The sequence below is a fragment of the Winogradskyella aquimaris genome, assembly GCF_042676105.1.
GTDB classification, from domain to species: Bacteria; Bacteroidota; Bacteroidia; order Flavobacteriales; family Flavobacteriaceae; genus Winogradskyella; species Winogradskyella aquimaris.
In genome coordinates this window covers 226,032-247,280 of the sequence record NZ_JBHTJQ010000003.1, presented here as the reverse complement: position 1 = coordinate 247,280, position 21,249 = coordinate 226,032, and the positions used below count along the sequence as shown (strand labels likewise).

Genomic DNA, 21,249 nt, shown 5'->3' with positions numbered 1-21,249 from the left:
ATATGCTATTTTGGCATAGTATTCGTTAATTAATTAATAAACGCGAAAAGGTCGTTCATGAGATATTTGTCCCTTATTCTTATAGCTTTCTGTACTCAATTTTATTTTGCCCAAGAAGCAACTCCTCATCCCTTGTTAACCAAAGATGCTACCGAACAACAAAAGTGGGTAGACAGTATTTACAACGGCATGACCTTAAAAGAGCGTGTGGGTCAGTTGTTTATGGTTCAGGTATTTTCAAAAAATAACGAAAAGGCTAATAGGGAGATCGTAGATTTAATCCAAAATCAGCATATAGGTGGTGTCATTTATTCAACTGGTGGACCTAATAGGCAAGCCAAATTAAATAATTTATTGCAAGCTACATCACGAGTGCCATTATTGGTTGGTATGGATGCAGAATGGGGTTTGAGTATGCGCTTAGACTCAACATATGCATTCCCATGGAATATGACCCTTGGTGCCATTAGTAACGATAGTCTCGTTGAACAAACCGGACGTCTCATAGGGGAGCATTGCAAACGTTTAGGTGTGCACTTTAATTTTGCTCCAGTGGTAGACATTAATACAAATCCCAAAAACCCTATCATCGGGAACCGTTCCTTTGGCGAAGATAGAGATAATGTAACCGCAAAAGGCTTGGCATTTATGAGAGGTATGCAAAGTGCCGGTGTTTTAGCAAACGCCAAACATTTTCCAGGCCATGGAGATACTGAAGATGATTCCCATAAAACATTACCGACGGTATCTTTTAGTGAGCAACGAATTGATTCCATAGAGTTATACCCTTATCGTAAACTGATAAAGAATGGCTTATCCAGTGTTATGGTGGCTCATCTCAATATTCCTAGCTTAGAAAAGCGCAGAGGCTTTCCTTCGTCATTGTCCAAACACATTGTTACTGATATTCTAAAAGGGGAATTAGGTTTTAAAGGGCTGATTTTTACAGATGCCCTCACCATGAAAGGAGCAGCAGATTATGTTGAAAAGAATCTCGATGGTATTTCAACAAATACTTTCAGTAAAGGTGGTGAAATTGATTTAATGGCGTTTTTTGCTGGTAATGATGTGCTGCTAATGTCTGAAGATCCTGAGAAGGGTATTGATAGAATTATTGAAGCTTTTGAAGACCAAAAAATAACTGAAGAACGGCTATCGCATTCCGTTAAGAAAATCCTTATGGCTAAATACAAGGTTGGGTTGCATAACTACTCACCAGTTGGCCTATATGGATTAGATAGCGACTTAAACAGAATTAAAGATGATGTCCTTTATGAAAGTCTTATGGAGAATGCTATCACAGTTATTAAAAACGAAAACAATTTGTTGCCTCTTAGAGATTTACAAACCAAAAAGGTAGCTTATATTCAATTAGGGGATGATAGTGGGTCTACTTTCTACAAGGAATTAAAAAAGTACACTAAGGTTCATCATATTAAAGGCGAAAAACTTGACGAAATTATGACCAAAATTCACAACTACAATACCGTAGTAGTTGGGTTTCATAAGTCCAATGATAATCCTTGGAAAGACTATAAATTCTCTCAAAAGGAATTGGCATGGTTATATGAGATTGCAAGAAGTAATACCGTTATTTTAGATGTGTTTGCGAGGCCCTATGCTTTAAATGATTTGCGTTCAATAGAGAATATAGAGGCGATAGTAATGAGTTATCAAAACAGTGATATTGCGCAACAGAAATCTGCTCAATTGGTATTTGGAGGTATTGATGCAAAAGGAAAATTACCTGTTAGTGCTGGTGAATTTTTTCCAGAGGGAACAGGAATAATGTTTAACGCTCTTTCAAATCTTAGCTACGGTTTACCAGAGCGCGTAGGAATGGATTCGAAACTTTTAAGCAGAATAGACTCCGTAGCCAATTATGCTGTTAAAAATAAGATGACACCAGGAATACAACTTTTGGTAGCAAGACATGGAAAAGTAATTTATAATAAGAACTTTGGTTACCATACCTATGCCAAGAAGAATAAAGTAGATTTTGATGATATTTATGATGTGGCATCTTTAACAAAAATTATTGCCACGTTGCCAGTATTGATGGAATTGGAGCAACAGGGATCCTTGTCTTTAGATTCTAAACTAGGAGATTTATTACCAGAGTACAAAAAATCGAATAAGAAAAACATCACCTTAAAAAAGATGCTTTCCCATTACGCCCAGTTAAAACCTTGGATACCATTTTATTATGCAACACTGGATTCGGTGACAAAAAAGCCAGATTCTAAATATTACAGAAGTAAGCCTTCTAAAGCGTTTAACGTAGAAGTGACCAATACACTTTTTATGCGAAACGATTATCAAGATTCAATTCAAGAGATTATAAAAGAAAGTGAGCTATTATCCAGTTTACGTTACCGCTACAGTGATTTGCCTTATTATATTCTTAAAAAATATCTGGAAGGATTCTATGATAAATCTTTACATGAGATTACCCAAGACCGTTTTTACAAATCGCTTGGTGCCAACTACACCACTTACAACCCTCGAAAATCATTTAGTTTAAAGGACATTGTACCTACTGAGGAAGATAATTACTACAGATATAAAAAAGTCCATGGATATGTACACGATATGGGAGCAGCCATGCAAGGTGGTATCGGAGGCCATGCAGGTGTTTTTAGTAATGCCAATGATGTCGCCAAGATCATGCAGATGTTTTTGCAAAAAGGTTTTTATGGAGGTAAACGCTATTTTAAAGCAGAAACTATAGATAGATTTAACACCTGTTATTATTGTGAAAGTGACAATAGAAGAGGTATAGGTTTTGATAAACCACAACTTGGTGAAGAAGGTCCAACCTGTGGTTGTATTTCCATGACAAGTTTTGGGCATTCAGGATTTACGGGTACGTACGCTTGGGCAGATCCTGAAGAAGGCATCGTTTATGTATTTTTAGCAAACAGGACCTATCCAGAAGCTGGTAAAAACTTGTTATTACGAGAAAATATCAGAACAGAAATCCAGAGATTGATCTACGAAGCCATTGTTGATTGATTTTTCATTTACGTTAAAAAATGCTAAAAGTAGGTCGGGACTTTTCTAATTCATTAATTTTAACATTTGTATGGAAGTTGTAAGGTTTTTAAGCAATTAAGGACTTTATACGTATTAACTTTAAATAGTCTTAGGCTTTAGATGAAAATAGGAATCGTTTGTTACCCAACGTTTGGAGGTAGTGGTGTGGTGGCCACGGAATTAGGTTTAGAACTATCTAGACGTGGACATGAGATTCACTTTATAACCTACAGCCAGCCTGTACGTTTGGAATTGTTGAGTAACAATGTCCATTTTCACGAAGTGCACGTACCGGAATATCCATTGTTTCATTACCAGCCTTACGAGTTGGCATTATCCAGTAAGTTGGTTGATATGGTTCAGCTATATGGGATTGAGCTTTTACATGTGCATTATGCCATCCCTCATGCCTATGCGGCTTATATGGCACAACAAATGCTATTAGAAAAAGGTATACTTGTTCCTATAGTCACCACGCTACATGGTACGGACATAACCTTAGTTGGTAGCCATCCGTTTTACAAGCCAGCTGTTAGCTTTAGTATTAATAAATCTGATGCAGTAACTTCGGTTTCAGAGAGTTTAAAGAAGGATACCTTACGACTTTTTAATATTAAAAAAGATATCCATGTGGTCCCTAATTTTATTGATTTGGACAAGCATGTGAATAATTTTACGGATTGTCAACGTGCCATGATGGCCAATGATGATGAGTTCATCATTACCCACATCAGTAATATGCGTGAAGTAAAACAAATTCCCGATGTGATTAAGATTTTTTATAATATTCAGAAGGAACTACCAGCTAAACTGATGTTAGTAGGAGAGGGACCAGAAAAAGAAGGTGCTGAAATGATGGTCGAGGAGTTGGGTATAAGTGAAAAGGTTATATTCTTTGGGAATAGTAATGAAATAGATCGAATATTATGTTTTAGCGACTTGTTTTTATTGCCTTCACAGACCGAAAGTTTTGGTTTAGCGGCTTTAGAAGCCATGGCCAGTGGAGTACCGGTAATATCTACTAATACAGGTGGCTTGCCAGAAGTAAACATAGATGGGTATTCAGGATATTTAAGTGATGTCAATGCGGTTGCAGATATGTCTGCCAATGCCATTAAAATTCTTAAGGATTCGGATACCTTGAAGACTTTTAAGGCAAACGCAAAAGCACAGTCCAAAAAGTTTGATATTCATAACATCGTTCCCTTATACGAAGCCATCTATGAAGAAACCTTGGATAAACTAATGGTATCTAATTAAACCAAACGGCGTAGCGCGCTCTGCGTAACTCTAATGCAATTTCTTTTTCGGCAATTAGTGCTTCCTTTCGTGTTAAAAAAGGATCGATATGATTATAAAGGCTTGGTCTTAAATACAAGCCATATTTTTCTACAATATTTGAGGATAATTTGTGTCCTTTTTTATTTCTATAACCAGTTTTATGTTGCTCAAATCGTTCTTTAGGGTTTTTACTCGTCATACCCACGTATAAACATTCTAAAACACCATTATATTGTGGATTTGCCGTCCTGAACTTTGTGTTATCAGTATAAACGCGTTTTGAGAGTTCTACAACATAAATACGGTATAGCGTTTTAGGCATTTTCCAAAGATAATATTTAAGGTTGGCGCAGAATCTTTTCCATCTTTTTACCTTTGGCCAACTCGTCTATAAGTTTGTCTAAATATCTACATTGTTGGGTCGTAGGATTGGTGATATCTTCAACGCGATAGCCACAAATTACACCCTTTATAAGATGGGCGTTTTTATTAAGCTTGGCACTGGCAAAAAAGTCCTTAAAGTTCACTTTTTGTGCAATAAGTGCATTAATTTTAGATTCGTCATAACCTGTGAGCCACTCAATTACCTGGTGTAGTTCTTCTTTGGTTCTACCTTTCTTTTCTACTTTGGTGACATAATGCGGATATACGGACGCAAAGCTCATATTGGCAATGCGCTCATCATGATGGCTGGTATCGGATTTGCTCATTTTGGTTTAGTTTATTTGAATTACGCTTATCGCCCTGCTAAACGCAGTTCTGGTTTGCGAATGGAAAGATAATAAATTCCCTATCAATAATTAGAGAAGGGAACTTCCTTATACTCTCTAATTATTGATCGTCAATCGGCTTCGCGTAAGCGAAGGATAGATTGTGGAATTTATTAGATTGGGAATTCAAGAACCAGTACCAAATTGCTTTTAGCGATTGTTATGGCACGATAAGGACTTGAGTCCGTCAGCTGGAGCTGTGTTTGGCAAGGAATGATCAAGCAATTTGGTTTAGCAGGGCGTTAGAGCACATATTCTTGTGGGGTGAGAGTTCGAAGAACGTAGCAACACAAGTCAGCTTCAGCTGAATGTGCTCTAATGTTAAGAATATGAATCCGTTGTAATGATTTATATTCACCGATAAGCGAAGTTAGGATTTTAATTTTTGAAAATCAATTGTTTAAGTGTTTTACCTTCAAGATGTTATCAACATTTCTTAAATGTTACAATTTAGTATTTAAGTAAAACGTTTCAACTTATTCTAAAAACTCTTTTTGTATCTCGTCGTAGTAATCGAGTTCCTTTAACGGCTGACCATTCTCATCAAAGACTTTGCTCCAGGTGTTCAATGGTTCCCAAATACAAGTGCCATTGCCTCTGTCATTTGGTAAATTAAAAACCATATCGTTCACTGCTTTTTTAAACGCACTATATTCTACAACGTTTACATCTTTTTGATAGCGTTGAATTAAGTCTAGCATATTGTGGTTAAGGTCGTCTAAGGTACAGTGCCAAATAGGATAATAGGAGAGACCTATAATATCAAAGTCCACACCACGAGCTATCATATTATCAAACCAAAAAGTAGTTTCCTCATTTTGGCCACCAAGTGCCAAATGCATCATTACCGAGGTGTTGGCATCGACTTCCCTAACGGCTTCAGTGCCTGCTTTTAACAAGGCAGCGAGATTGTCTAAATTAGAAACATGGCCTTCTGGCCATACAATACCATGATTAACTTCATTACCAATTTGTACCATATCTGGCATGGTGCCTTGGTCTTTTAGTTGTGTAAGCACGGATTTTGTGTATTCTTTTAAGGTGCTGGTGAGTTCATTAAATGTTAAGCCTTCCCAAGCTTTGGGTTTAAATTGCTTTTGAGGATCTGCCCATGTATCACTGTAATGAAAATCAAGTAAGAGATTGAGTCCTGCATCTTTAATGCGTTTTGCCATTTGCAAGGTGTAATCGAGTCCACAAAAGCCTTTATTGGGCGAGTAACCCTGTTCATTTTCAGGGTTAACAAAAACGCGTAAGCGTATGTAATTAAAACCGTGATCTTTTAAAATTTCTATGACATCCTTTTCTAAACCATCATCGTGAAATTTAGCTCCTCTGGCTTCCAATTGTGGTAAAAAGGAAATATCGGCGCCCAACATTTCTGGTTCAATTTTTGGTCCTGGTGTGATTTGTTCTTTTGTTGGTTGAAGCAATTTTATATCAGCAGGAATAGTATGTATCTCATGAGAGGCAGGCCAAAAACTATCAGTGGATACCTTAACCGTAATTTTGTCAGTTGTATTACCAGCTCTAAGCCATAATTGTTTTACACCATTATTGATGTTGGATTTCCAGATAGAAAGGGTATCGGATTCTAATACAGGCTCAATTTCAGAACTATCAATATCAATAATAGTAGCATCACCTTTAACGCTAATCTCAAAAGGCAAGGATGCGTCTTTTATTTCCATTCCTATACTATCTACGGTACTTATCCGTAATAAGGATTGGTCTTTGCCATTGGCAATCATCGTGGTTTTGTAACTGGCAAATATAAGCGCATTAGGTCTACCAGTCTCGACCTGATACCATGATTTGTAATCTTTAACAGGAAGTTCAGTGACGTTTGTAGCTTCTTTCGCCTTATCGGTGCATGAGGAAAAAACTAGAAGAATTAAAAGGCTAAGACATATATTGTGATTCATTGTTATTGGCATTTGTGAGTTGTATTAATCGTTTTTAGCGATGTGTGATAACTGTTTTCATAGTAATTTAGGTCTTTTCCAGTCGGCTACTCGTTTTTGTTCAATTCTTTTAATTTCATTTTGGCATGTTCATTATTTGGGTTGTGTTCAAGAGATGTTGCGTAGTTCTCGATTGCTTTTTTGGAATCACCCAATAATTCATAAGCCTCACCCAAACTATCATAGGAATTATAAGATTTTGGATAATTTTTTACATTTAATATAAAGAATTCCAATGCCTTGGATTGATCTTTGGGATCGCTGCTTTGTAGCATACGATAACCTAGTTGATTGACGAGATATTCAGGAGGTCGAAAATCCCATGACAACCGTTCTGAAAGTTTTTTATAGTGCTGAGTGAGCTGTTCTATACTTTCAATATCACGATAGGAGATTCCGTAACCTTTAAAAATTTCTGATATACCATTATGAAAAGCAATGATTGGAACTGAGCTATGGTCTTCATTTTCGAAGTATTCTAATTTTGCAGGTAATTCATTTTTACATTTACTATTCAATGCTTCGTATAGCCTTACATGACGGTCACGATTTCTGATATTACGTTTTCTCCAATTGGCCGTGGCGATATAAATAAAACGGTTAAATGAATGTTCGGTCAGTGCATCTAATTTTTTATCCATGGTTTCTGAATCCCATGTTCCAAAACTTGGATCAACCGCAATAAATGCATTAAAATTTGTCTTTTCTTTCATATAAGTGTGAGTGGCCAATAACCCTCCCAAGGAATGCCCATAAAGTATTCGATATGAAGTTGTTCTATACGTTTGGTCTAACGTAGTTAAAAGCTCATTTTCCAAAAAGTCCAGAAACATTTCTCCACCACCAGTGTTATTTTCCCTAACCGTAATGATTTTGTCTGGTGTGTAGTCGCGCCTTCTGTCAACATTTTGAATGCCAACGACTATCATCTCTGGAATTTTACGATTTCGGTATAAATCGGAACTCATGTAGTTAACCATACTGGAAATAACTTTAAAGTGTATATTTCCATCAAGAACAACAAGTACGGGATAGCTCTTGTAGGATGATGATTTGTCATAATAGGAATCAGGTAGGCTAATCCAATATGCTCTTTTTTCATTTAAAATATCGGAATGGATTTGGTGTTTGGTGCCAATGACTATGTTTCCAATATTTTGGGACTTTAAGGTATGAAGTCCGATTAGAAAAAATAGTGCTATAAATATACTCTTGTTCATTCTGTTAGTTTCTGTATGACTAGTAGTAGGTGAGCGAAGTTAGTAAAATAAGCGGATTAGGTTTAATACTTTCAATAGATTATTAACACTGTGAAGGATTCGTTATTTTTAACCTCATGAAAACACTTGAGGATTTAACAGCTGCCTTTTCTTCCTTTGCTTGGGGTTTACCGCTACTGATTTTATTGGTAGGAGGTGGGATATATTTATTAATACGGTCGAAATTTTTACCATTTCGGTATTTAGGCCACGCCATTAGTGTGCTCAGAGGTAAGTACGATAATCCTGATGATGCTGGTGAGATTTCGCATTTTAAAGCTTTAACAACGGCTTTATCTTCCACCATTGGTATGGGAAATATTGCAGGTGTCGCATTGGCGATTTCGGTTGGTGGACCTGGTGCCATGTTTTGGATGTGGGTGAGTGCAATCGTTGGGATGAGCACTAAATATTTTACCTCCACTTTAGCTATTTTATATAGAGGTAAGGATAGTAATGGTGACATACAAGGTGGACCTATGTATTTTATTACAGAGGGTCTTGGTAAACCATGGAAATTCTTGGCGGTATTATTCAGTCTGTTCGGTATGCTGGGAGCTTTACCTGTGGTGAATGTCAATCAGCTCAAACAAGCCATTAATGATATTGTATTAATCCCAAATGGAGTAGAAGTATCCCTTGGAAGTAATTTGATTATTGCTGCAATTTTAGTGATAGTGACTAGTATAGTGATTCTTGGAGGCATACAACGTATAAGTCATTGGGCTTCCAAAATGGTACCAGCTATGGTGATGCTGTATTTTGTTTTGGTATTAATGATTCTTGGTGTATATATAGATGAAGTACCAAAATATTTATCAATGATCGTTACTGATGCTTTTGCAGCGGATTATTTTCCAAAGGACCAACCCTTTTTAGGTGGTGTTTTAGGGGCTTTAATTTTGCATGGAATTAAGCGCGGAGCGTTTTCTAACGAGGCGGGCTTAGGAACTGCTCCTATGGCACATGGTGCAGCAAAAACGGATGAACCTGTTCGTGAAGGTTTAGTTGCTATGTTAGGTCCCGTAATTGATACCTTGATTGTTTGCACGCTTACGGCGCTGGCAATTTTGGTTACTGGAGTTTGGGAAACAACAACGGATAATGGTGTGAGTCTTACAGCTTCGGCTTTTGAACAAGCATTACCATATGGACAGTATTTATTGATGGTTTGCGTGTTTTTCTTCAGTGTTTCATCCTTATTTAGCTATTCGTACTATGGTACAAAATGTTTATCTTTTTTAATTGGTGCTGATAACAAACACTACTACAATTATTTTTACATTCTGAGTATTATTCTTGCGGCAACCACACCATTTGAAGCTATGATTAATTTTATCGATGGTGTGTTTGCATTCATGGCATTTCCAACGATGATTGCTACAATTCTTTTAGCACCAAAAGTTCTCGAGGAATCCAAACGTTATTTTAAGTCGTTAAGGTAAAATCTAGATAATAAATTGTTAATCTTTTGTTTACCATTGCTATAACAAAATGATTAAAATCGGATATATTGTGCTAAATTAGTATATTTATGCTAAATAAGTATATATGAAAATAGATCTTTGTCCAAATTGTGGTTCTGACCGTTATATTAAAAGCGGAGTTATTAATAACAGACAGCGTTATAAATGTAAGTCTTGCAATTACTATTTTACTGTAAATAAACTGGGTAAAAAGATTGATGACTATTATGTGAACAAGGCGTTGCAGTTATATTTAGAGGGTTTGACCTATAGGGAAATAGAACGCATATTAGGTATATCTCACGTAAGTATTATGAACTGGGTAAAGAAGTATAACATCAAAAGACCTTACAACTCAAAATACCATCCTACCTATAAAATTCTCAATGCCCAAGAACTTTCAAATTATTTTTCAAATGCCCAAAATTTATCAGGTGCCGGAACACTTGTTACTGAATTAGGAGATAAGTTTATGCTAATAAAATGGGAACGTTTTAGGGATTAAATATATATAATTACCAATAAACTATATTAACTTTTTTTTTAGAGATAGTTTTTTAGAGCTTAGTATCGCACACAAAACAGATGTATAACTAACTAAACAACTAATCTTTATGAAAAAAACACGTCTTTTTTTATGTCTTTTGGCTTTAGGTTTTATACCTATAACATCCTGGAGTCAACAGGAAGATGCAGAACCCGATCATTCTTACAAACCAATGCAAGTGAAGCTGAATGAGGATGGGAGTAAGTATATAAGGTTTATTACTTGGCATCAACTTTGGCTAGAGGCAAATTCTAACCAAAAAAGTTTGAGATATTCTATACGAAGATCACGTCTACTGGCATATGCTCAAATTTCACCACGATTTTTAATACTAACACATTTTGGTTTAAACAATTTAAATGCGGGTAATTTAAGTGCCAACCCTAACACACAATCAGACAATCAAAGCAGTTTGCTTTTTCTTCATGATGCTTGGGGTGAATTTGCAGTAATTCCTGAAAAATTTCATGTTGGTACAGGGTTGCATTACTGGAATGGAATATCACGATTAACCAACCAGAGTACGCTTAATATGATGACTCTAGATAACCCTGGTGCTGGTAATTCAGATGTTCGATTATTTCCATGGAACAATATTACCACCAGCGACCAGTTTGCGCGCCACTTGGGGATTTACGCAAAAGGATCTTTGGGTAATTTTCATTACCGCGTATCTGCAAATAATGCCAGAAATAATATTGGTGCTCTTGGTTCAGTACCATCATATCAAGTAGACAACTCAATTGGGACAGGTCTTTGGAATTATGCAGGTTATTTTAAATATGACTTTTTTGATAAGGAATCCGATAAGCTGCCTTATTTCGTAGGTTCATATTTAGGTAAAAAGAAGGTGTTTAGCGTTGGTGCTGGCTTTTTATATCATCCTGATGCATTGGCTGTTAATAATTTGAACGATAGAGAATCTGTAACGCACTTTGCCCTCGATGCGTTTTATGATGCACCAATCAATGATAACATTGCAGTTAGTGCTTTGACAGCCTATTACAACTATAATTACGGAAGTACCGATGGCTTTGCCTCTGGTGGCTTAGTGCCTTCATCAGGAAGTGTGATTCATGGTCAGGTAGGCGTACTGTTTCAGAACTTGAAACTAATGCCCTATGTAACCTATAATACTGCAGACTTAGAATTCACGCCAGAGACAAGTAATGAATTTGGTTTAGGACTTAACTATTTTATCAATGGTCATTTTGCTAAAATAACAGCTGAATTTACTACGGGTACTCGAGGTGCTACAGGTGCTGAGTCTTCCAATATTTTTAGACTTCAAACACATATTTTCCTTTAAAACTTAAAACTATGTCAGATCAACAAAAAAACGCAACAGCGTACTGGAAAGAGAATGTAAAGTACCTTTCCATATTACTAGCCATTTGGTTTATAGTGTCCTATGGCTGTGGGATTTTGTTTAAGGATGCTTTAAACGAAATAAGACTTGGCGGCTTTAAACTAGGGTTTTGGTTTGCGCAGCAGGGCTCCATTTACGTATTCGTGATTTTAATATTCGTTTACGTTCGCATTATGAATAAACTAGATAAAAAATATGGTTACGACGAATAGTCTTAACTAATAACCAAAAAAATAAAATTATGAGTGTACAAACTTGGACATGGATATTAGTAGGCGTCACGTTCGCACTATATTTCGGAATAGCAATTTGGGCTAGAGCAGGCTCAACTAAAGACTTTTATGTTGCTGGTGGTGGTGTATCTCCACTTGCAAATGGTATGGCAACAGCTGCAGACTGGATGAGTGCGGCATCGTTTATTTCAATGGCTGGTATTATATCCTTTACGGGCTATGATGGTTCGGTTTATCTTATGGGATGGACAGGCGGATACGTTTTACTCGCCTTGCTACTCGCACCTTACTTGAGGAAATTTGGAAAATTTACAGTACCAGACTTTATTGGTGACCGATACTATTCTAATACAGCAAGAACAGTAGCTGTAATCTGCGCTTTATTGGTGTCGTTTACATACGTTGCAGGGCAAATGCGTGGAGTAGGAGTTGTATTTTCCCAGTTCTTACAAGTGGATATTAATATTGGTGTGGTCATTGGTATGGCTATTGTTCTTGTATTTGCCTTTTTAGGCGGCATGAAGGGTATTACATATACGCAAGTAGCACAATATTGTGTTTTAATCTTTGCATTTATGGTACCTGCATTCTTCATTTCTATGCAAATGACCGGAAATATCATTCCCCAGATTGGAATGGGTGGAGACATATCGAAAGGTGTCCCATTACTAGATCACTTAGATCAATTACATACCAAACTTGGATTTAAAGAATATACAGATGGAAGTAAGTCCACATGGGACGTTTTCGCCATTACCTTGGCCTTAATGGTTGGTACTGCAGGTTTGCCTCATGTGATTGTCAGGTTCTTCACAGTACCTAAAGTAAAGGATGCACGTAAATCTGCTGGATTAGCATTATTATTTATTGCTATCCTTTATACAACAGCACCCGCTATTGCAGTATTTGCAAGAACAAACTTAATCGAAACCGTAAGTAATACCGAGTATACAGAAGTACCTGATTGGTTTAAAAACTGGGAGGATACTGGTTTAATCGCTTGGTCAGATAAAAATGGTGACGGTAAAATTCAGTATGTCGCAGGAAGCGCTATTGATGGGAAAAAACCGGTCTACACAGATGCGAGAGGTGCTTTTGGAGAGCGAATGATTTCAAATGCAAATGCTAGTGAAAATGAATTGTATGTCGATAGAGATATTATGGTATTGGCAAATCCTGAAATCGCCAAGTTACCTAACTGGGTAATTGCCTTAGTTGCAGCAGGTGGATTAGCGGCTGCATTATCTACGGCTGCTGGATTGTTGCTTGTAATTTCTACATCCATATCTCACGACTTAATCAAGAAACAGATCAAACCAGATATTTCTGATAAAGGTGAGTTAATGTGGGCAAGAATATCAATCGTATTTGCAGTTGTCATTGCTGGACTAGCAGGTATTAAGCCACCTGGTTTTGTTGCTGCAGTTGTAGCCTTGGCCTTTGGACTGGCAGCAGCATCCTTCTTTCCTGCCATAATTTTAGGAATTTTTGATAAGCGTATGAATAAACAAGGGGCCATTGCAGGTATGGTGGTTGGAATTTCTTTAATGTTGTTCTATATGATTAGGTATAAAACAGGGTTAATTGGGACGTTCGATCCGAGACCAGCAAGTGAATGGTGGTTTGGTACTTCACCAGAAGGTTTCGGTACCATCGCAATGCTTGTTAATGTAGTTATTTCGTTGGTAGTGTCTCGTATGACTCAAGCACCACCACAACACGTGCAGGAAATTGTTGAAAACATAAGGATACCATCAGGTGCTGGCGAAGCCCATGATCATTAGTTGAATTGGTTTTAATTGGTTAGTAGCAAAACAGTGCTGTTTTTTACAGCACTGTTTTTTATGTAGTAAAGATTTGTTAATACAAAATATTAAACTGGAATAAAGAAGTGTTCTTCATTAATCTAATGCTTAGTTTAAAATGTTTTTCTTAATTTTCAATTATAAAATTTACTCTTGAAAAAGCGACACGAACAGAAGTTAGTTATTCTTTCATTTACGGCCTTAGTATTATTGAATTTACCTTTTTTACTGGTTTTTAATAGTGATGGTCACGTATTTGGTATTCCCATATTTTACTTTTCTATTTTTTGTATTTGGCTAGTGGTAATTTTGGTGTCATATATTGTGTTAAAGCGTCATTATGAGTAATTATATTCTATTTATCATAATAGTTACCTATCTGGCAGCCTTATTCTTTATAGCCTACGTAGCCGAAAAGAATGCTAAAAGCAAATGGGTAAACAATTCGGTAGTCTATACTTTGTCATTGGCAGTATATTGTACCGCATGGACTTACTATGGTAGTATAGGCATTGCAGCTAATTCAGGTGTTAATTTTTTACCTATTTATTTAGGACCAGTTATTGCTGCGCCACTCTGGATACTGTTGTTGCGAAAAATCATAAGAATTTCTAAGCAACAGAAGATTAGCTCTATTGCGGACTTTATTTCTTTGCGTTATGGGAACAATCGTTTTCTGGGAGCCTTGGTAACCATTGTATGTCTTATGGCAATCGTGCCTTACATTTCACTACAGCTTAAAGCAGTTTCAGAAACGTTTCAGATTTTATCAGATGATACCAGTTATGTTTCTACTTCTGTTTATGATGATTCTACCTTTTATATTGCCCTATTATTAGCTGTGTTTGCTACTTTTTTTGGCACCCAAACTACGGATGCTTCCGAAAAGCACAAGGGTATTGTGATTTCAGTGGCCTTTGAGTCTATTTTAAAGCTTGTTTTCTTTTTGTTTGTTGGTGTCTATGTTACTTACATATTATTTGATGGGACAGAAGCAATCTATACAAAAATGTCAATGGCAGATAATTTTGAAGCACTCACCACAATTAATGGTTTTGAAGATGGGTTTAATTGGTTGTTTACTATTATGCTATCGTTTATGGCTATATTTTTACTACCGAGACAATTTCAAGTTTCAGTAGTAGAAAATGTTAGGGAAAAACACTTAAAAAATGCCATTTGGATGTTCCCTTTATATTTGTTGCTGTTTAATATTTTTGTCATTTTCATTGCTTGGGCTGGTAATCTTACCATCGGTAATCCTTCACAGGCTGAATACTATGCCTTGCTATTGCCACTGCAAAACGGTAACACTTTTATTTCAGTACTTGTGTTTTTAGGTGGATTTTCAGCTGTAATTTCAATGGTGGTTGTTGCCACGTTAGCATTATCTACTATGGTAAGTAACAACTTAATAATTCCTTATGGTTTTTTAGATTATTTTATAAAAAGTCATCCTGAACGAAATGCGAAATACATTAAGAACATCCGTCGTATTTCAATTTTTTCCATTATCATTATCGCTTATGCCTTTTATGTAAACTTTTCATTTGAGTTGTCTTTGTATTCAATTGGTTTAATGGCGTTTGTAATTATAGCCCAATTAGCACCTTCATTTTTTATCGGTTTGTTTTGGAATAGAGGATCATCCAAAGCAACTATTATTGGAATTATAGCAGGTCTGGGTATTGTCTTCTATACATTAATATTACCGTTTTCACTTCATGCCTTAAATGGGTCAGATGATCTTGTGCAATATGGGTTGGCAGGGATAACCTCTTTAAAACCATATGCATTATTCGGCATAGACTTTTTAAGTCCACCAGCACACGCTTTTTTTTGGAGTATGTTAGTCAATCTATTTTGCTATGTAACCTTTTCTGTTTTGGAGAAGGGTAATTATAGAGAACGAAATTACGCTGAGATGTTTGTAGATAGCAAAAATTATACGGATTTACAGGATGGTGCATTGGTGTGGAAAGGTGAAGCTTATGTGGCAGATATTAAGAAGGTTTTAGTTAAGTTTTTAGGTGAAGCCAGGACTGATCGTGCTTTAAAACTTTTCTTTAGGAAATATGAACTGCCATTGGATACCCAGATGGCAGATGCCAGATTGATTAATTTTTCAGAAAAGCTTTTAACAGGAAGTATTGGAAGTGCTTCTGCGAAAATCCTAATCTCAAGTGTGGTTAAGGAGGATGAAGTGAGCTTGGTTGAGGTCCTTAAAATTCTTGAAGAATCCAAAGAAACAATAAGTAGAAACAAACTGCTGCGAGAAAAATCAAAGGAACTTACCGTACTTACAAATAAACTTAAGGATGCTAACCAAGAGCTCATAGAAAAGGATAGGCAGAAAGATGAGTTTTTAGACACCGTAGCTCACGAATTAAAAACACCAATTACTGGGATACGGGCTACAACAGAATTACTTATGGACGACGATGATGATATGCCATTGGAAATAAAAACGCAGTTCTTAAAAAATATGCTTCAAGATAGCGATAGGCTATCAAGGCTTATTCATAATATACTGGATTTTGAAAAACTCTCAAAAGGTAGGACACAGTTAAACATCAAAAAATATAATATCAGGGAAACTATAGAAAAGACGGTTGAAAGTTTGCGTCATATTGCCGATAAAAAACAGGTGGAAATTATTAATTCAAATAAAAGTGATCTCAACGCCCAGTATGATGAAGACCGCATAGTACAAGTCTTAACTAACCTTATTTCTAATGCTATAAAGTTTTGTGATGCAAAAGGAGGTAAAATTGTTGTAGATTATAAGTATGGTGACGGCTATTTAGAAGTCACGGTAAATGACAATGGAAAGGGAATACCTGCTCAGGATCTACCATATATTTTCAATAAATTTTACCAGTCAAAAAACCAAAATATTCAAAAACCGGAAGGGAGTGGTCTCGGACTAGCCATCTGTAAACAGATTGTAGAAAATCACAACGGTAAAATTTGGGTAAAAAATAATCAAAAAAGAGGCGCAATCTTTGGTTTTAAACTACCTTTTAAGTAAATTGTAATCGTGTTTGATAAATGAAGAAAATTGTAATCGTCGATGACGAGCCAAACATAGTGATGACCTTAGAATACACTTTTAAAAAGAATGATTTTGAAGTGTATATTGCCAGAGATGGAAGCGAGGCTTTGGACATATTAAAGACTGTTGTTCCAGATGTTATTATGTTAGATGTAATGATGCCAAAAGTAGATGGTTATCAAACACTTAAGTCAATTAAAGAAAATGATAAGTTAAAGAATACCAAGGTAGTGTTCTTAACTGCAAAAAATAAAGCTTCTGATATTGAAAAAGGCTTAAAACTTGGAGCAGATAAATATTTAACAAAGCCGTTTTCAGTGAAAAAAATAGTTTCAGAAATTAAAGCGCTCATCGCTTAGATTTCACTTTAATAAACATCCGTTTTGTGTGCAAACAAACAATGTTTAATTAAAGTATTAAAAAAATGAAACGTCTTAGAATAAATGCATTAGCGTCTGATATCATTATCAGTGTTTACGTTATTGTAACCTTGTATTTCCGTTTTAAACTTGAGGGTGAAACTGCTACAGGTCCATTGGAATCAATGGTCATGGGCCTTTGTTTTGTGGTTATAATTTGGGCTCTTATAAAGCTTAAGGTTTTAAATCCAAATTGGTTTGGTTTGTTTAATTCAAAAAAAATCGAGCCATGAGCTATCAATACATGTATCAGGAAAGTATAATGAAGCCTGAACACTTCTGGAAAAAGCAGGCTGAACGTTTGGCTTGGTTTCAAGAGCCTAAAACCATATTAGGATTGGATCAATACAATTATCCACAATGGTTTAAAGACGGAAAACTAAATGTTAGTTACTTATGCATCGATAAACACATTGAAGATGGGTTTGGACATCAAAATGCTATTATTTATGATTCCCCTGTAACACAGACAAAACAGCACATATCATTCAATAAACTACACGAAGAGGTCTCTAAATTGGCAGGGGGTCTTCAGTCCCTTGGACTAGAAAAAGGGGATACATGTGTTATATACATGCCAATGATTCCTCAAGCTTTATATGCCATGTTAGCCTGTGCTAGACTAGGTGTTATTCATTCGGTTGTTTTTGGAGGTTTTGCTCCACATGAGTTAGCAATACGAATTGATGACTGCAAGCCTAAGGCTATAATTACAGCCTCAAATGGTATTGAGATCGAAAGAATTATTCCTTATAAACCGTTTGTAGATGAAGCTATTAATTTGGCTGAGTTTAAACCTAAACGGGTTATAGTCTATGATAGAAAATTAGGAGTTGAAATTCCACATCAAGATAGAGACGTTGATTATGGTGAATTAGTTTCAAAATCAGAAGCTGTTGCACCTGTTGAAGTAGAATCAAATCACCCGCTTTATATCTTGTACACATCTGGTACAACAGGTAAGCCTAAGGGTATTATTAGAGATTCTGGTGGATATGCCACTGCTCTTAAATTTTCTATGAAACATGTTTATGGTGTCGAGGAAGGTGATGTCTATTGGGCAGCAAGTGATGTAGGTTGGGTCGTAGGGCATAGTTATATAGTTTATGGTCCTTTACTTAATAGAAATACGACCGTTCTATTTGAAGGAAAACCAATTAAAACTCCTGATGCCTCTACGTTTTGGCGTGTCATCAGTGAGCATAACGTCAAAGTGATGTTCACGGCACCTACAGCCATCCGAGCGATAAAGAAAGAAGATCCTAATGGTGAGTTCATTAATAAAAGCGATATAAGTTGTCTTAAATATCAATTTTTAGCGGGTGAACGTTGTGATGTTGCAACCTTACGTTGGACAGAACAGCATCTGAAAATTCCGGTAATAGATCACTGGTGGCAAACCGAAAGTGGATGGCCTATGCTGACTAATATGGTCGGAGTGGAGCTCATGGCGGTAAAGCCAGGATCAGCATCTCTACCGGTTTGCGGATACGATATTCAAATATTAAATGAAGAAGGAAAAGAGGTTGCTGCAGGTGTAGAGGGTTATGTTGCAGCAAAACTTCCGCTACCACCAGGTACTTTATTAAATCTTTGGGGAAATCCACAACGTTTCAAGTCTGGTTATTTGGATAAGTTTCCTGGCTATTATTTTTCGGGAGACGGAGGCTATAAGGACGAAGATGGTTATGTCTTTATCACAGGTAGAGTTGATGATATCATTAACGTAGCAGGTCATCGTTTATCAACCGCAGAAATGGAAGAAATAGTTGCTTCACACCATGCGGTTGCAGAATGTGCTGTTTTTGGAGTTCATTGTGACTTAAAAGGTCAAAAACCCTTGGGCTTAATCGTCTTAAAAACAGGGGACGAACAGGATGAAAATCAAATTTCTAAAGAAATCATACAAGATGTAAGGCACGAAATAGGTGCCGTAGCAGCATTTAGGGATGTGCTGGTGGTTAAGCGATTGCCCAAAACGCGCTCTGGTAAAATTCTTCGTAAATTGTTGAGGAATATTTCAGATGATTTGGAATACAACGTGCCATCAACTATAGAGGATGTTACGATTATTTCAGAAATCGAATCCGTTTACAAAAAAAATCAAATAGGTATACACAAAAACATAATCAATCATGAGTAATTATCATATTAAACATTTTGAAGAGTATTTTCAAGTTTATAGGAAATCGGTAAGAAATCCAGAGGCATTTTGGGAGGAAATTGCTGAGGAACACTTTATATGGAGAAAAAAATGGGATAACGTTTTAAGTTGGGATTTTAAAAAGCCCGAAATAAAATGGTTTGAAGGTGCTAAATTAAATATCACTGAAAACTGTATCGATAGACATTTGCATACTAGAGGTGATAAAACAGCTATTTTGTTTGAGCCCAATGACCCTAATGAACCTGCTGAGCATATCACATATAAGCAGCTACACGAACGTGTTTGCAAATTTGCTAATGTGCTGTTGGAAAAGGGAATTAAAAAAGGGGATCGTGTATGTATTTATTTACCAATGATACCTGAATTGGCGGTTTCAGTTTTGGCCTGTGCGCGAATTGGCGCGGTACATTCTGTAGTATTTGCAGGGTTTTCCGCAACAGCATTATCAACACGTATTAATGACTGTGATGCAAAAATGGTTTTAACTTCGGATGGTTCTTATAGAGGTGCTAAAACGATTGATTTAAAGGGGATAGTTGATGAGGCTTTAGAAGATTGTCCAGGAGTTGAATCTGTATTGGTAGCCAAACGTATTAACTCGGAAGTTAATATGAAAGAAGGACGAGACGAATGGTTGCAACCACTGTTAGATGAAGCTTACAATGATTTAACAGCAACGGTTATGGATGCTGAAGATCCCTTATTCATTTTATATACTTCAGGGTCTACTGGCATGCCAAAAGGAATGCTACACACGACAGGTGGTTATATGGTGTATTCTGCCTATACATTCAAGAATGTTTTTCAGTATCGTGAAGATGATGTGTATTGGTGTACAGCGGATATTGGTTGGATTACAGGTCATAGTTATATTGTTTATGGACCACTTTGCAATGGTGCTACCACTGTAATGTTTGAAGGTGTACCAAGCTATCCTGACTTTGGTCGTTTTTGGGACATTGTAGAGAAGCACAAAGTCAATCAGTTCTACACAGCTCCAACGGCTATACGCGCTTTGGCAAAACATGGTACCGAATTGGTCGAGAAATATGATTTGTCTTCATTGAAAGTTTTAGGTTCTGTCGGAGAGCCCATAAATGAAGAGGCATGGCATTGGTATAATGACAATATTGGTAAAAAGAAGAGTCCTATAGTAGATACTTGGTGGCAAACTGAAACTGGAGGTATTATGATTACACCAATACCGTTTTCTACACCGACAAAACCAACCTATGCAACGTTGCCATTTATAGGGATTCAACCTGCACTAATGGATGAAGAAGGTAAAGAAATAAAAGGAAATCAGGTTGATGGTCGATTATGCATTAAATTCCCATGGCCATCTATGGCGAGAACGATTTGGGGAAATCATCAACGGTACAAGGATACTTATTTCTCGGCTTTTGAAAACATGTATTTTACAGGTGACGGTGCTTTAAGGGATGAAGTAGGGTACTATAGAATAACCGGTAGAGTAGACGATGTTATTATCGTATCTGGTCACAATTTGGGTACGGCACCTATTGAGGATGCAATTAATGAACATAATGCTGTAGCAGAATCTGCTATTGTTGGTTTCCCACACGATGTAAAGGGTAACGCCCTTTATGGTTACATTACCTTAAAAGATACGGGTGAGGATAGAAATCATGATAATGTTCGTAAAGAAATTAATCAATTGATAACCGATAGAATTGGGCCAATTGCCAAGCTGGATAAAATTCAGTTTACTACTGGATTGCCAAAAACGAGATCAGGAAAAATCATGAGACGAATTTTGAGAAAAATAGCATCGAAAGACACAAGTAACCTTGGGGATACAAGTACCCTATTGAATCCAGAGGTTGTTCAGGAAATAATGGATAACGTATTGTGATT

The 21,249-nt window shown here is 36.5% G+C and carries 16 protein-coding genes; 12 read left to right on the top strand and 4 right to left on the bottom strand.

From position 1 onward, the window contains the following. Positions 1-57: 57 nt before the first annotated feature. A complete protein-coding gene (locus ACFQ1K_RS03935; protein ID WP_320556629.1) occupies positions 58-3,015 on the top strand; it encodes a glycoside hydrolase family 3 N-terminal domain-containing protein in 2,958 nt (985 codons plus the stop codon). A 141-nt stretch (positions 3,016-3,156) separates the two neighbouring features. Next, the gene (gene bshA / locus ACFQ1K_RS03930; protein ID WP_320556630.1) at positions 3,157-4,296 is read left to right on the top strand and encodes an N-acetyl-alpha-D-glucosaminyl L-malate synthase BshA; all 1,140 of its coding nucleotides are present in this window, start codon (positions 3,157-3,159) and stop codon (positions 4,294-4,296) included. Here the strand turns inward: bshA and ACFQ1K_RS03925 are convergent. The 4 genes from ACFQ1K_RS03925 to ACFQ1K_RS03910 all read right to left on the bottom strand — a co-directional run bounded on the left by ACFQ1K_RS03925 (position 4,289) and on the right by ACFQ1K_RS03910 (position 8,271). Then, positions 4,289-4,639, bottom strand: coding sequence for a ribose-5-phosphate isomerase (locus ACFQ1K_RS03925; protein ID WP_320556631.1), 351 nt, complete (start codon positions 4,637-4,639; stop codon positions 4,289-4,291). The two genes, bshA and ACFQ1K_RS03925, sit on opposite strands and share 8 nt — an antisense overlap. A 16-nt stretch (positions 4,640-4,655) precedes the next feature. Then, positions 4,656-5,027 (bottom strand): DUF2200 domain-containing protein, encoded by a 372-nt coding sequence (locus ACFQ1K_RS03920; RefSeq protein ID WP_320556632.1) that lies wholly within the window; start codon positions 5,025-5,027, stop codon positions 4,656-4,658. A gap of 536 nt (positions 5,028-5,563) precedes the next feature. Next, positions 5,564-7,012, bottom strand: a complete 1,449-nt coding sequence (locus ACFQ1K_RS03915) for a glycosyl hydrolase 53 family protein (protein WP_320555104.1) — start codon at positions 7,010-7,012, stop codon at positions 5,564-5,566. An 86-nt stretch (positions 7,013-7,098) separates the two neighbouring features. Further along, positions 7,099-8,271: an alpha/beta hydrolase-fold protein gene (locus ACFQ1K_RS03910; RefSeq protein WP_320555103.1), complete on the bottom strand. Its 1,173-nt coding sequence runs from the start codon at positions 8,269-8,271 to the stop codon at positions 7,099-7,101. 116 nt (positions 8,272-8,387) lie between these two features. Here ACFQ1K_RS03910 and ACFQ1K_RS03905 point away from each other — a divergent pair, with 116 nt between their 5' ends. The 10 genes from ACFQ1K_RS03905 to acs all read left to right on the top strand — a co-directional run bounded on the left by ACFQ1K_RS03905 (position 8,388) and on the right by acs (position 21,247). Then, positions 8,388-9,755, top strand: a complete 1,368-nt coding sequence (locus ACFQ1K_RS03905; RefSeq protein WP_320555102.1) for an alanine/glycine:cation symporter family protein — start codon at positions 8,388-8,390, stop codon at positions 9,753-9,755. Between the two features lie 106 nt (positions 9,756-9,861). After that, positions 9,862-10,281 carry an IS1/IS1595 family N-terminal zinc-binding domain-containing protein gene (locus ACFQ1K_RS03900; protein ID WP_320555101.1) on the top strand — a complete coding sequence of 140 codons (420 nt, stop codon included), beginning with the start codon at positions 9,862-9,864 and terminating at the stop codon, positions 10,279-10,281. Positions 10,282-10,390: 109 nt separating this feature from the next. Beyond that, positions 10,391-11,632: a hypothetical protein gene (locus tag ACFQ1K_RS03895; protein ID WP_320555100.1), complete on the top strand. Its 1,242-nt coding sequence runs from the start codon at positions 10,391-10,393 to the stop codon at positions 11,630-11,632. A gap of 11 nt (positions 11,633-11,643) precedes the next feature. Continuing rightward, complete coding sequence (locus ACFQ1K_RS03890; RefSeq protein ID WP_320555099.1) at positions 11,644-11,904, top strand: DUF4212 domain-containing protein; 261 nt, start codon at positions 11,644-11,646, stop codon at positions 11,902-11,904. Positions 11,905-11,933: 29 nt separating this feature from the next. Further along, positions 11,934-13,709, top strand: a complete 1,776-nt coding sequence (locus ACFQ1K_RS03885; RefSeq protein WP_320555098.1) for a sodium:solute symporter family protein — start codon at positions 11,934-11,936, stop codon at positions 13,707-13,709. Positions 13,710-14,070: 361 nt separating this feature from the next. Beyond that, positions 14,071-16,761: a sensor histidine kinase gene (locus tag ACFQ1K_RS03880; protein WP_320555097.1), complete on the top strand. Its 2,691-nt coding sequence runs from the start codon at positions 14,071-14,073 to the stop codon at positions 16,759-16,761. A gap of 20 nt (positions 16,762-16,781) precedes the next feature. Next, positions 16,782-17,144, top strand: a complete 363-nt coding sequence (locus ACFQ1K_RS03875) for a response regulator transcription factor (RefSeq protein WP_320555096.1) — start codon at positions 16,782-16,784, stop codon at positions 17,142-17,144. Positions 17,145-17,209: 65 nt separating this feature from the next. Continuing rightward, positions 17,210-17,437 (top strand): hypothetical protein, encoded by a 228-nt coding sequence (locus ACFQ1K_RS03870; RefSeq protein WP_320555095.1) that lies wholly within the window; start codon positions 17,210-17,212, stop codon positions 17,435-17,437. After that, positions 17,434-19,347 (top strand): acetate--CoA ligase, encoded by a 1,914-nt coding sequence (locus ACFQ1K_RS03865; RefSeq protein WP_320555094.1) that lies wholly within the window; start codon positions 17,434-17,436, stop codon positions 19,345-19,347. Before ACFQ1K_RS03870 ends, ACFQ1K_RS03865 begins: the two co-directional genes overlap by 4 nt. Further along, on the top strand, positions 19,340-21,247 hold the full coding sequence (gene acs, locus ACFQ1K_RS03860) for an acetate--CoA ligase (protein ID WP_320555093.1): 1,908 nt from the start codon (positions 19,340-19,342) through the stop codon (positions 21,245-21,247). Before ACFQ1K_RS03865 ends, acs begins: the two co-directional genes overlap by 8 nt. Positions 21,248-21,249: the final 2 nt, after the last annotated feature.